The organism is Oceanobacillus sp. CF4.6 (genome assembly GCF_051262635.1).
Lineage (GTDB): Bacteria > Bacillota > Bacilli > Bacillales > Amphibacillaceae > Oceanobacillus.
In genome coordinates this window covers 87,737-101,614 of sequence record NZ_JBIMEX010000003.1, presented here as the reverse complement: position 1 = coordinate 101,614, position 13,878 = coordinate 87,737, and the positions used below count along the sequence as shown (strand labels likewise).

Here is a 13,878-nt window from a genome sequence, read left to right as displayed (position 1 = left end):
ATTTTAAAGTAAAAATTTAATTAATCAAATTATTAGGATCGGAAATAAGTGGATTTTGAACAAGGTCCTCTAGTTGCGGGGTTGCCCTCGAAAGTTGAGCGATCCACACGGAAAGTTGCGCAATGCACCCCCGAAGTTGTGCAATCCATCCCGAAAGTCGCGCAATCCGCTCCCAAAGTTGTGCAATCCACCCCGAAAGTCGCGCAATCCGCTCCCGAAGTTGCGCGATCCGCCCCGAAAGTCGCGCAATCCGCTCACGAAGTTGCGCAATCCACCCCGGAAGTCGCGCAATCCGCCCCCGAAGTCGTGCAATCCCCCACAAAAGTCGCGCGAATACGAATCCAGCGCTAGCAACCCAACTACCGTCCCAATGCCTCGACCTTCCTCCAAATCTGATTCACTACTTCCGAGAACATCAGTCCAATCGCTATTCCTCCAGCAAGGAGTACGACCTGAGCGGAGAGCTGGACTGCGGTGTTGTAATCATTTTCCACAAAATGACGCATTGCATTATAGGCGATGCCACCGGGGACGAGTGGGATAATGCCGGATACATTGAAAATAATAATTGGCATTTTATAATACCTCGCACAAAATTGGCTCAGTATGGCAACAACGATGGCAGCGAAAACTGTCGCGGGAACAATGTCCATCATACCTCTATCGGAAAGCATATAGTAGATGATCCAGCCGGCCATCCCAATGAGACCACATTGAATAAGTGCATTTCGAGGAGCATTAAATATAATTCCAAAGCCAGCGGATGCGAAGAAGCTCATGATAAGTTGTGTGATGATCATATTTATTCCTCCTACCCCAAGTCCTTATACGAATGTAAAAATCAGAGCCACTCCTGCACCAATCGCAAAGGCAGTTAATACGGATTCCACACCTTTGGAAACGCCAGATACCAAATGCCCTGACATTAAATCACGGATGGCATTGGTAATATGTAAGCCCGGCACAAGCGGCATGACTGCCCCAATAATGACCATGTCAAGCGAGTGGCCGAATCCATTGCTGACAAAGAGATATGCGGATAAACCGACAACGAATGAACCGAAAAATTCAGCAAGGAAGCGGATTTCCACGAGTCGATCAAAGCCAAGCATCCCGGTGAAACCGAGGGCACCCGCAATAAAGGTAGGGAGAAAATCATACCATGTTCCCCCAAACATCATGGTAAAACAGCCACTCACAATTGCTGCGGCAATAATTTGAACCCAAGGGGGGAAAGCTAATTTTTCACGTTCAATTTCGTTAAGCAGCGCGAAGGCTTCATCAATCGTTACATCTCCGGCTGTTATTTTACGGGAAACAATATTTACTTCCGCAATTTTATGCAAATCTGTCGAACGTTTAATTATCCGAAGAGAGTTTGTCGTAGTAGCCATATCCAATGAAAAATTTATCCCTGTTGGTGTTGCATAGCTTTGTGGGTTCTTAATGCCAAAAGCAGAAGCGATGCGGTTCATCGTATCCTCCACACGATGCGTCTCAGCTCCGCTTACAAGCATGACTTTACCAGCAATCATGCATACTTTTTCGATTGTAATCTGTTCTTTCAAGAAACCACCAACTCTCAGGAAATCAATATCCTTTATTATAAGGCGTTGCATACGGGAATGGAAGAAAAGAAGCTTCCTAATGACGGGTAGCACTTTCTCATAGTCAAGCAACATTTATAAACATCATCACTAAAGCAACGATTGGAATGGCATTAGCAAGCATCAGCGCAATCAGCGAAAAATTATTTACCCGCTGTTTCTGGTCTTCCGCTACATCGACATTTCGTTGTAGGAAAATAAAGAAAGCGGCAAAAACCATCATCATCATAACAATCGCTGCAGGAATATAAAGTTCCTCCATCGGTACGGGTTCGGCGTTAATCAATGCAAAGACAATCAATATAATGGGAATACTTTCACAGAGCGCTACACCAATGAAAAAATTTGTTTGTACTTTTTCCAACTGCTCCGGATTTTCTTTAATCTTATCCATGTTTATTTTAAAAACCATTATAATACCAATAACCGCAATAATTGCCGCAGCAGTGAAAAGGTATGGACTCATATTTTCCCTCCCCGTAATTTGTCAGATAATTTGAAAATGCTGTGTTTATGGTATCATAGATTTAATCGGATGTCAGTGGGGAATATGAACTCTGACTCTAATAATAAGAAATAATTGAAATACGAATCATTTAGGTATGTCGATGAAATTTGCTAAATGACAACATAGTTCGATATAATCTATAATAAGTAAATACGCTTTAAATTAGGAGAATTTAATGTTTAATTTTATAAATATAACGATAGCTTTTCTAATTGCGCTAATCGCTTCATTTCTCTTAACTTTCGTGGTGAAAAGATTAGCTGTGAAAATAGGAGCTGTAGATAAACCAGATCATCGTAAAATTCATACAGAGGTCACGCCAAGAATAGGTGGGGTTGCTATATTTCTTGGAGCATTGCTGGGTGGACTGTACTTTGATATAAACCATCCTCAATTAATGCCGATTTTCTTAGGTGCGATTATTATATTCTTGACGGGCTTGCTGGATGATTTGTATAACCTCAAGCCAATGTTGAAACTAACCGGACATTTGGCTGCGGCTACAATACTGGTTGGGTCCGGAATTATAATAGAGAGAATTACCTTGCCTATCATCGGTGTGATTGACCTCGGATTTTTCAGTGTATTCATAACTGTTTTCTGGATTGTAGGTATAACGAATGCAATCAATTTAATTGATGGTTTAGACGGACTCGCCACAGGCGTGTCAACCATTGCTCTAATTAGTATATTTACTATGGCAATAATTGATGCACAAGTAATCGTAGCATATTTGTCCATCATCTTAATTGGTGCTAACCTCGGATTTTTATATCATAATTTCTACCCTGCGAAAATCTATATGGGTGATGTGGGATCTAACTTTCTAGGATACATGGTAGCTGTAATCTCCATACTGGGTTTGTTCAAAAACATTACTTTATTTAGCTTTATCATTCCAATTATTGTTCTTGCGGTACCGATATTTGACACACTTTCAGCAATGGTTCGACGGGCCTATAATAATGAAGGAATTATGACAGCAGATAAAAAACACTTGCACTACCAGTTGATTGCAGAGGGATATAGTCACAGAAAAACGGTGTTGATTATTTATTTGTTCAGTGCGCTCTTCGGAGGACTGGCCATTTTGTTCTCCGTTGGGAATACAACTATCACTACTTCACTCGTAATCACGGCAATTGTATTGTTCATCCTACATATCTTTGCAGAACTCGCAGGACTGGTCATGGGCGGCAAACGACCGGTAGTTGACTTCTTAAGAAAATTAAAAAAGAAAATGCAACGCTCCCAATAAGGCCTCCGTATTAATAGGAAGCCTTATTTTTATTGGGAAAATATTAAAAATAATAGTATCGTTTTTTCGACAAAATTCGGCGAGTGACAGGCACTATTCGGTTTTTTGGGACTATTTGCGGTGTTTTGTTTGTCGTTATAGGTGGATGGGTGTATCTTTTTTACCGGGTCTTCGTACACTGTTTGATGGAATAGATTTTCTATATGATTATTATATCTGAATATTAAGTCTCGTACGTTTTAAATGGTAGAGCGCTTTGTAATCAGAAACTAGTAATCTATTAAAAATAGGGGGAATTGGATGCTGAAAAGAATCGGAGCGTCATTATTAGTATTTTTATTAGTTTTTAGTAATTTTTCTTTTGCGAGTGCGATGGTAAAGACGGCACCACTGCAAAGACAAGAAAATCTTGTTACCGATGAAATAAAGGAAACAGTTGACCCGAATGAACAATTAAGGATTATCGTGGAATTGAAAGACGAAGCTCCGGTCATTCATGCAACAAAAAAAAGCGTCAAATATGACAAACTAGCAAAATCGGAAAAGAAGAAACTGGAAAAAGCTGCGAAAGCGCAACAAAAGGCAGTAAAAGATAAAATGAAAGGCAAAAACGTAAATGCGACATTCTTAGAAGAGTTTACAGCAGTTGTGAATGCATTTAGTGCCGAAGTAAACATGAATGAAATGGAGGAAATTGAATCCATACCAGAGGTAAAGGCAGTTTATATCTCTAATAAATATGAACACCCAATTGCAGAACCGAATATGACTTATAGTAAAGAATTGGTAGAGGCGCAAAAAGCATGGCGCGACTATGGCTACAAAGGGGAAGGGATGGTTGTAGGGATTATTGATACAGGTATCGATCCCAGCCACCGTGATATGATCCTAACAGATAATGAAAATGCGGAACTGACAGAAGAAGAAGTAAACCAAACTGTTAGTGAGGAAGAATTGCCAGGACAATTTTACAGTGAAAAAGTACCATACGGTTACAACTATATGGATGACAATGATGAAATTCGTGAAATCCATGCAGCCGCAAGCTACCATGGCATGCACGTTGCCGGCACAGTTGGAGCGAACGGGGATGAAGACAATGGCGGCATTTCGGGGATTGCCCCAGAAGCACAACTTTTGGCATTGAAGGTTTTCGGTAATGACCCAGAAATGCAATTCACATACGGAGATATTTATATCAAAGCAATTGATGATGCGATGAAACTTGGGGCAGATGTATTGAACATGAGTCTTGGTTCAACAGCAGGATTCGTTGACCCAGAATCGCCAGAACAAATAGCAGTATCCAATGCTGTGAATAATGGTGTTCTTATGTCAATCTCTGCTGGAAACTCCGCAATGTTTGGAGATGGCTATTTCTATCCATATGCATCCAATCCGGATTATGGGGTAAGTGGATCGCCAGGTGTATCCTATGATTCCCTGCAAGTAGCTTCGTTTGAAAATACAACGATGCAAGTAGATGCAGTCGAATATGCAATCGATGGGGAACCGGGAAGTGCTGCATTCCTATCAGCAAGCAGCACACATCCAAATGACATCGAACAGAAATCATTTGAAGTGGTAGAAGCAGGACTAGGCTATCCAGAAGACTTTGAAGGAAAAGATGTAGAAGGAAACTATGCACTCATCATGCGTGGGGAAATTGCATTTGTTGAAAAAGCACTTAACGCCCAAGATGCAGGCGCAGCAGGTGTCATCATCTATAACAATACAGATGGTGTCGTTAATATGGCTACAGATGCTTCCATTACGATTCCACAGCTGTTTATGCTGAAGCGTGATGGGGACGCACTTGCAGAAGCCATACAAAATGGACAAGCAGTTACACTTGAATTTGCAGGTGAACAAACAACCATTGACAATCCGGATGCAGGAAAGATGAGTGCATTTAGTTCATGGGGATTAACACCGAATCTTGATTTCAAACCAGAAATCACGGCACCAGGTGGACAAATTCTTTCGACACTTAATGATGATCAATACGGTCTCATGAGTGGTACGTCAATGGCAGCACCACATGTGTCAGGTGGTGGCGCACTCGTACTGCAACGGGTCGATGAAGAGTTTTCCTATGAAGGTGCCGACCGTGTCCATCTCACAAAAAATCTATTAATGAATACAGCTGAACAAGTAGAATTCGATGGTGCACTTGTATCACCACGCCGCCAAGGTTCTGGTATGATGCAGATCCATGCAGCATTATCTACGCCAGTTGTCGTTACAGAATCAGAAACAAATGAAGCAAAAGTTGCATTAAAAGAAGTAACAGAAAATGAAATAACATTTGAATTAACTGCAGAAAATTTCTCAGACCAAGCAGTAAGTTATGATGTGCACGCGAATGCGCAAACCGATACGCCATTAAATGCAGGAGTTATGGTATCAGCACCGAACTTATTCGGTGCATTGGATCTTGGCGATGTAGGAACGATCGACGGAGAATCTACGAGCACAGTAGAAATATCAGCAAATGGCTCTACCTCATTCGAAGTAACGATCGATGTAAGTGAATGGGATGCTGATTTGAACAGTAATTTCACGAACGGATACTGGCTCGAAGGTTTTGTAACGCTCACAGACCCAACAGACACAAATCCAAAACTGACCGTTCCTTATGTTGGCTTTAAGGGCGAATGGGATGCAGCGCCAATCTTTGATACGCCAATGTGGGATGATATGACATACTACGGTATGACTGGCGTAGGGACGCATTTAGGTGGAGGAAGCTACGGATTCTTAGGTTATGACGCAGCAACAGAATCCTATGATCCTGATAAAATCGCAATCTCACCAAATGGAGATGGTGTACAGGATGATTCATTGCTGATTCTATCTTTCTTAAGAAATGCGAAGGAAGCTAACTTCCATGTGCTTGATGAAAAATCAAATGTCGTAGAAACAATAGCGAATGAAGAATTTTTAAGAAAAGACTACTATGACAGTGGTGCAGGATCTTATTACAAAGTAAATTCTGACTGGGCATGGGACGGAACCATTGATGGCCAACCAGCACCTGAAGGTCAGTACTACTTGGAAGTTGAAGCAGTGATTGATTATGAAGGGGCCCAGTGGCAATCCTTCCAACTACCGGTAATCGTAGATAAGACGGCACCGGAAGTAGAAGCAGATATCAACCGTGACCAACGAGAAGTTTCATTAAGAGTAATGGATGAAGACGGAAGTGGAATTGCATCATGGGAAGTTTCCGTCGATGGCGAACCAGTATCGGAAGAACCTATGATTGGTGAAACAGAGCTGGAATTAACGGATATCCACCCAAGCCAAGTGGTAAAGGTAACCGTGATCGACTACGCTGGTAATGTAACGGAAGATGTCGTGATGGGACCTCAAGGAAAAGCAAAAGGAAAGAATAAAAATAAATAAGTAATAGAAAGATAGTCGGTACCCATAATAATGGTGCCGGCTATTTTTATGGCAGTAAAGAAAGGATATGCCTATTTTTTTCTGCATACGTGCAACGAAGGCAATTCGCCTAAATCCTTGGTGAAAGTCACATTTTCTAAAAATTTTACTGAAAAATAACATGGAAGCAACAGGCAGTTTACATCCATCACGTATGATTGCTTTAAGAATCAAAAAGTCGGAGGTTATACTTAATGACAATGAGGAAAAAATTTGTAGCAGGGGCAGCAGCAACGATGTTATTTACGAGTGCAGTACCTTTTAATGTCTTCGCAGATCAAACACCTTTATTCCAATATGGAGGCGAGGATTTAACCGTTTCGCAAGTAGGTCAATATGACAGCGGATTAGGAGAAGGCGGCACAGAAATCATGACATATGATCCGGAACTCGATCGTGCGTTTGTTACAAATGGCGTAGCAGCAGGATTCGATATTCTTTCCTTTAAGAAACTTAAGTCAGGTAAATTTTCAGAGGTTAAAACGGAGAAACGTATTTTATTAGCTGATTATGGAATACAACATGTAGAAGATATTACAAGTATTGCTTCCCATCCAACAAAAGATTTAATTGCTATTTCTGCAGTAAGTAATCCAAAAACAGATCCAGGGTACATCGTATTTACTACAAAATCTGGTGACTATATGAATCATGTACAAGTCGGCTCATTACCGGACATGGTTACGTTTACCCCGGATGGCACAAAAGCAGTGGTAGCAAATGAAGGAGAGCCTAATGATGATTATTCTGTCGACCCTGAAGGATCAATCTCGATTATTGATGTGACAGGGAACCCAGAGGACTTCAGAGCAAACACGCTTTCTTTTCATGGTGTAGAACTGGATGAAAAAGTTCGTGTGCAATCAGAAGGTACAACCTTACAACAGCTTGAACCGGAATTTGTAGCAGTCTCTGAAGACAGCACGCAAGCATTTGTATCCATGCAGGAAAACAATGCAATCGCAACAGTTGATCTGGAAACCGAGGAAATCTTGAATGTAAAAGGTTTGGGAATGAAAGATCACTCTGTAACGGGAAATGAACTGGATGCAAAAGATAACAATGAAACAACTATTGAAAAACAACCGCTCCTCGGATTTTATATGCCTGATGCCATTGATATTTTTAAAGCAGATCATTATGAAGGATACACACAAGAGGAGCTTGATCAGGCAGTAGAAGGTGGATTGCTTGATGAATTGGGTAAAACAAACATAACCCTTGAAGCAGGAAAAAATGAAGAAGGAATCTATGAATCGTTGCATACCTATGGAGCACGCAGCTTTTCTATTTTCGATGCAGAAACAATGGAACTGATCTATGACAGCGGCAGTGAATTTGAGAGGATTACAGCAGAAGCATTGCCGGAACATTTCAATACAAACAATGACGAACTCAAATATGATGGACGCAGTGATGCAAAAGGTCCAGAGCCAGAAACCATTGTGAGCGGTGAAATTGATGGAACAACCTATGCATTTATTGCGCTGGAACGCTTCAGTGGAATAATGGTGTATGATTTATCCAATCCCTTAAAGCCGGAGTTCACTAAATTAATCTCCAGCCGTGATTTTAGTGAAGATGTTAAAGGAGACGTTTCTCCAGAAGGCCTACAATTCATTCCAGCGGAACAAAGCCCAACAGGAAATGACCTCCTAGCAGCAACGCATGAGGTTTCAGGGACAGTCGCAGTCTATGAGTTTAATGGAAAAATAAAAGGATCAAAAGAATGGAACCAAAGCGATAACAAGTATAAGAAGCAAAGATAAAATAAATTATCGAGATAAAGGTCCAGCCAATTAGGTATGGACCTTTATCATTTCTCAGACATCTTAATTTTAAGTATTGTTGCTTGTTTTCATCGCATTGATATAAACTGCTTACGTAATTTTAGGTTAATTTATAAAAAGTTGTGCTGCCGCCGTCCAGGATCGCTCTGGGCGGATGCTTTCCGCGGGCACGGCCTCAGCCTCCTCGAGAAGGCCACTCTGCGGGGTCTTCGGACACGTGCTTTTCCCGCAGGAGTCACCGCCCGCCGCTCACCCGGACTGGTGAAGTTATATGATGCTATGTCAGCAACCCTTCTAACTAGCTCTGGGAAATACACGGAGACTTCTGCAGGAGGAGAGGCATCAGTGAGACAGCGCAGCGCTTTAGCGCAAGTTGGCTCACCAGCCGCCCGCGAAAAGCGAAGTGTATTTCCCAGAGCGGTCGCCGAAGTTACTTTTCTTATGTCACGGTTTATATCTAATACGGCAAAGACAACAAACTTTTAGACCACAGACGAACTTTACAAACAATATACATTGCATTCACAGGTAGTTAATAGTTTTCCATTATAATAAATATAAAGTAGAAGTTCTAAAGTAGAAAAAGAAGGGATGATTGAATGACGATACGAGGTATAGCCCATCAAGGTTATTCACTTAAACTTCCGGAAAACACATTATCTTCTTTTCAGGCAGCAATCGATTTAGGATTCACACATACGAAACTTGAAGTACATTTGAGTAAAGACGGCGTTCCAATTGTTATGCACGATCCTACTATCGATCGGATGACAAATGGGTATGGGGACATTAAAGATTTCACCTACCTGGAACTTCAGCAATTTACGATTAATTACGAGGAAAAAATCCCATCGCTTGAAGAAGTATTGCAATTGACGAAGGATCGTATCAAGGTCTTTATCGAATTAAAACAGACCGGATTTTATCATGGCCTCGAAGATAAGGTTTATGAAATTATTGAAAAGGTCGATGTCTTCGATCAGGCATATCTCATATCGTTTAATCATTTTTCCCTCGCACGCCTTCGCATTATCTCCAGGAAATTGCAAATAGGACCATTGGCAAATGAATTACTACCGAAAGAATGTGAACATCTTAAACAGTTAGATTTAGCCTTTTACGCAGTCCATTGCAGTAAATTGAATAAGGATCATGTGAAACGATTTGAAGAAATGGGTGTCCCAATTGCAGTCTGGCCGGTAAATACGATGGAAGAAATGAAATACATGCAACAATTTCCAAATGTATTAATTGGTACCGACGAACTCGAAAAATACCAAGCCATTTATTATCCAGAGACGGTTACAAATTGGCAGAGGGTGGGGATATAGATGAGGAAGAAAAGCATAAGTAAGTCTATTTATTATATGATTTTCCCTGTTTTAATTGCAATTGCTCTAATTAGAATAAAGCCAGCGGAAAAGTACGTGAAAGTTTATGGGTAATACTACATTCATTTATCAATAAATTATTAAAATAAGCATACCTATATGAATCTGTTATAGCCTAGAATGACAATTCGTCTACTTCTGGGTTTTTTTGCGAAATTTATTTTCACTAATATAGTTGATTTATTAATCATAGTTTTATATAATCATATAGAATGTCGGACCATAAATAAATACAAATAAAATCTTTTCCTATAAATTAATGTAACATAGTAAGTTTATTTAACGTCTATAAATAGTAGACCAAGAGATATGGTTATCTATTTACTGTAGGAGGATGAAAATGGGATATATTGCTTTAGTTATTTGTTTTATTGCATCTATGTTAATTACACCATTCGTTATAAAACTAGCAATTAAAGTCGGAGCTGTTGATAAGCCAAATGAAAGAAAAGTCCATCAAAAGCTAATGCCGAGACTTGGTGGATTAGCAATGTTTATTAGCTTTTTGATAGGATTCCTACTTTTCATTCCGGAAACAATGGAAGCATGGCCAATTCTTCTTGGTGCTTGTATCATTGTAACAATAGGGATTATTGATGATTTAAAAGAACTTTCTGCCAAGACCAAACTTATTGGACAGATTGCAGCAGCAGCTGTAACCGTTCTTGGTGGCATTCAGATTGATTATATATCACTGCCAACAGGCGAAATTTTGCAATTTGGTGCCTGGGCTATGCCTCTAACAATAATTTGGATTGTGGCAATCACCAATGCCATTAATCTAATTGATGGATTGGATGGACTTGCAGCTGGTGTTTCTTCCATCGTTTTATTAACATTTTCCATATTGGCGATTTTCATGGGAAATCCTTTAGTTGCCTTACTGGGCTTTATCATGTTAGGGAGTACACTTGGTTTCCTAGTATTTAATTTCTACCCTGCAAAGATTTTTATGGGGGATACAGGTTCATTATTTCTTGGTTACATGATAAGTGTACTAGCAGTTATGGGGCTATTTAAGAACGTTGCAGTCTTCTCCTTGATTGTGCCGATTATTATTTTAGGCGTACCAATTTTGGATACAACGTTTGCGATTATCCGTCGTATTATTCATAAAAAACCACTATCCGCACCAGATAAGTTTCATTTACATCATTGCTTAATAAAAATTGGATTTACACATCGGCAATCTGTTATTATTATTTACGCAATGAGCGGGTTATTCAGTATCGCAGCAATTATCTTCACAGAAGCTACATTGTGGGGAGCTGGGTTGATATTATTCGCCCTCTTGATATTAGTCGAATTAGTCGTAGAGGTAACAGGTTTAATCAGTGACAAATATCGTCCATTGCTAAGTTTAATGGAATCTGGAAAGATAAAGAAATAAACAGTTATAAAAAACACTTGCGTAAAAGTTTACGTAAGTGTTTTTTGTATCTGAAAACCTTTATTAAACGTAACTTTCACCTGTAAAATTCGTCTAATTTATCAAGAGGGGTGGAAGAAGATGAACTATCAAACGATAATTTTCCCATTGGCCATACTGTTGCTATGTATAGCTGGCTGTGGAACTACTACTAATGAAACAGTGGATGTGAACACAAATCAGACGGGTACGATTGATCAAACTGAATCGGAAGAATGGATAACGATGGAAGGAATAGTGATTGAGAAAAAGACCGAACCGGAATATCAACTATTGGTCGTACCTAATCTTGATAAGGAACCATTCTCTACTAAATCAGAAGAAGAACTACAATCAATTGCCATGCAACAAGATGGTGCTTATTATCGTATTGGAGCTGAAATATTCAATAATGTAGAAGTAGGTACAGCGGTAGTTATTTCTCTTGATCCGTCCAAACCACAGTTAGAAATGGCACCTCCAATCAGATTTCCAGAAGATATAGAGATCAAAGCTCATTCCACTACCTCTAGCGGAAGCTGGGCATATGAATTTGTGCGCTGGAATGATGAATCTTATGTGATAACGGATAAGGTAGTAGACAAGAGCGAAATCGGGGAAGAAATTGGTATGGTTACATCTCATTCCGATAAAGAAGGGGCATACGCTGGCAACTTTTCGAATGCATTAGAAAAGGGGAAAAAGTACTATAAAATTAATGGAGTTGACACAGAAGAGGCGATTGCTATTGGACTAAATGAAGGAATGTATGTAAAAGCGCTTATCTCTGAAAAAGGGAAAGAAATGAACGTTAAATAGACACAAACGGAAGGGACTCCTGTTTGTGTCTATTTTTTACTCTATTGGCTCCGTCATGTACATTCCGAAATCTTCTGGAACGCCTTGGGGATTTTCATTGCTAATGGTTTCTGCAATCATGTTGCCGACTTCCGGATAGAAATGATGCCCATCGAAGTAATTGGAAAGATCATTCGTAATGGAATTAGGATACATAAAGTTATAAACGCCACCAAATACAGCAATGATATCATTTAACCAGCGTTTATAATCGGGCAAATTTCCTTCCTCTACTCTTAACTGCAATTAAAATCAATCCTCCACATCATACTACAGATGTGAATCGTATAAAGTGGATAAAGGCCATGCTACATGCATATCAGGTTTGGAAAAAAATACTTCTGACAAGAGCTATCAAAAATGGTAAACTAGTTAAGTTAATGACAGAAAAAGTTGGTGAGAATATGAAAAATACTACAAAAAGAAAAGGTTTAGATGAAATCCAATTAGCACGTGCTTTTGCTATCATTGCAGTAATGATCGTTCACTCCTCTTCAAGTGGTGTGACAAGCACGGATCCTGATTCGCTACTCTTTCCAATCTATAACTTTCTTAATATAGCTGGAAAACTAGGTACACCTACCTTTATCATGCTTAGTAGCTTTGTTCTATTTTATAATTATTATCCAAGAGAGACTTCATGGGATTTAATGAAGCGATTTTATACGAAACGATTAAAGTATATCCTGATACCGTATATTCTTTTTTCAGCGATATATTTTCTAATTAAGTGGTATGTCTATTATGATTACCCGACAATTGGAGCTGCCTTCAGCAGGTTCGCGGAACTAACCGCACTAGGTAAGGCGCATCCACATCTGTACTTTGTATTTATTAGTGTGCAACTGTACATTCTTTTCCCATTATTGTTAATCATGTTTAAAAAATATCCTTTTCTAAGGAAAAATGCGATTTGGATAGGGATATTGCTGCAATGGGTATGGGTCATTCTAAATAAAAATTATTTCCATATAACATTGAAGGGATCTATTTCATTATCATATCTTTCCTTTTATTTCACTGGGGCATATCTAGGAATCTATTATAACGAAATCAGGGCGAAGATGAAGGATCCATTCTTTAAGGATAAGGTTGTATTGCCTTTATTCATTAGTTATGGAGCCATTGTTATATTGTATACGGGTTATATGTATCTCGTAAGGATTGGGGTATTTACATCGATTGCTCCATATTTGCCGAATATCGTTAATAGCTATTTGGGTGAATTCACATGGGCAATGCATGCTTTGATCGCTGGACAGGTACTATTCTATCTTTCCCATATAGCAAATAAAAAATTCAGCCCACGAATGAAAATGATTTTTATGGAAATAGGTGCTACATCGTTTGGAATCTATTTAATCCATCCTTTATTCCTAATGGTGTTTAGAGCGGTATATGACTCTGGCACACCGCTTATGTACCATGGTTGGCAAATACTGACATTTATATTAATTGGATTATTCAGCTGGGCGATTGTACGCTTTGCAACGCGCTATATCCCGCATTATTGGGTTATCTTTGGAAAAATGGCTCCTATGGAAAAATTCCCATCTAAAAAGTAACAAACATTAATTAAAGAGCCAAAGAAAAAAACAGTCACAATCAGGA

General features: G+C 39.5%; 11 protein-coding genes. 7 read left to right on the top strand and 4 right to left on the bottom strand.

What is annotated here, in order from left to right:
- Nucleotides 1-359 precede the first annotated feature (359 nt).
- The 3 genes from ACHABU_RS07370 to ACHABU_RS07360 all read right to left on the bottom strand — a co-directional run bounded on the left by ACHABU_RS07370 (nt 360) and on the right by ACHABU_RS07360 (nt 2,073).
- The gene (locus ACHABU_RS07370; protein WP_435763868.1) at nt 360-800 is read right to left on the bottom strand and encodes a threonine/serine exporter family protein; all 441 of its coding nucleotides are present in this window, start codon (nt 798-800) and stop codon (nt 360-362) included.
- A 24-nt stretch (nt 801-824) separates the two neighbouring features.
- Nucleotides 825-1,568, bottom strand: a complete 744-nt coding sequence (locus tag ACHABU_RS07365; RefSeq protein WP_435764192.1) for a threonine/serine exporter family protein — start codon at nt 1,566-1,568, stop codon at nt 825-827.
- Between the two features lie 103 nt (nt 1,569-1,671).
- On the bottom strand, nt 1,672-2,073 hold the full coding sequence (locus ACHABU_RS07360) for a hypothetical protein (RefSeq protein ID WP_435763866.1): 402 nt from the start codon (nt 2,071-2,073) through the stop codon (nt 1,672-1,674).
- Nucleotides 2,074-2,290: 217 nt separating this feature from the next.
- Here ACHABU_RS07360 and ACHABU_RS07355 point away from each other — a divergent pair, with 217 nt between their 5' ends.
- From ACHABU_RS07355 to ACHABU_RS07330, 6 genes are all read left to right on the top strand, one after another.
- Entirely contained in the window at nt 2,291-3,373 is a 1,083-nt protein-coding gene (locus tag ACHABU_RS07355; protein ID WP_435763864.1) for a glycosyltransferase family 4 protein, read from the top strand.
- Nucleotides 3,374-3,673: 300 nt separating this feature from the next.
- On the top strand, nt 3,674-6,781 hold the full coding sequence (locus ACHABU_RS07350) for a S8 family serine peptidase (RefSeq protein ID WP_435763862.1): 3,108 nt from the start codon (nt 3,674-3,676) through the stop codon (nt 6,779-6,781).
- A 233-nt stretch (nt 6,782-7,014) separates the two neighbouring features.
- Nucleotides 7,015-8,589 carry a choice-of-anchor I family protein gene (locus ACHABU_RS07345; RefSeq protein ID WP_435763860.1) on the top strand — a complete coding sequence of 525 codons (1,575 nt, stop codon included), beginning with the start codon at nt 7,015-7,017 and terminating at the stop codon, nt 8,587-8,589.
- 620 nt (nt 8,590-9,209) lie between these two features.
- A complete protein-coding gene (locus ACHABU_RS07340; RefSeq protein WP_435763858.1) occupies nt 9,210-9,941 on the top strand; it encodes a glycerophosphodiester phosphodiesterase in 732 nt (243 codons plus the stop codon).
- Between the two features lie 400 nt (nt 9,942-10,341).
- On the top strand, nt 10,342-11,391 hold the full coding sequence (locus ACHABU_RS07335; RefSeq protein ID WP_435763856.1) for a glycosyltransferase family 4 protein: 1,050 nt from the start codon (nt 10,342-10,344) through the stop codon (nt 11,389-11,391).
- A 120-nt stretch (nt 11,392-11,511) separates the two neighbouring features.
- On the top strand, nt 11,512-12,228 hold the full coding sequence (locus ACHABU_RS07330; RefSeq protein WP_435763854.1) for a hypothetical protein: 717 nt from the start codon (nt 11,512-11,514) through the stop codon (nt 12,226-12,228).
- A 36-nt stretch (nt 12,229-12,264) separates the two neighbouring features.
- On the opposite strand, the gene ACHABU_RS07325 is transcribed toward ACHABU_RS07330, so the two are convergent.
- Nucleotides 12,265-12,513 carry a hypothetical protein gene (locus ACHABU_RS07325; protein WP_435763852.1) on the bottom strand — a complete coding sequence of 83 codons (249 nt, stop codon included), beginning with the start codon at nt 12,511-12,513 and terminating at the stop codon, nt 12,265-12,267.
- Nucleotides 12,514-12,572: 59 nt separating this feature from the next.
- Between ACHABU_RS07325 and ACHABU_RS07320 the strand changes: the two genes are divergently transcribed.
- Nucleotides 12,573-13,832, top strand: a complete 1,260-nt coding sequence (locus ACHABU_RS07320) for an acyltransferase (RefSeq protein ID WP_435763850.1) — start codon at nt 12,573-12,575, stop codon at nt 13,830-13,832.
- Nucleotides 13,833-13,878 lie beyond the last annotated feature (46 nt).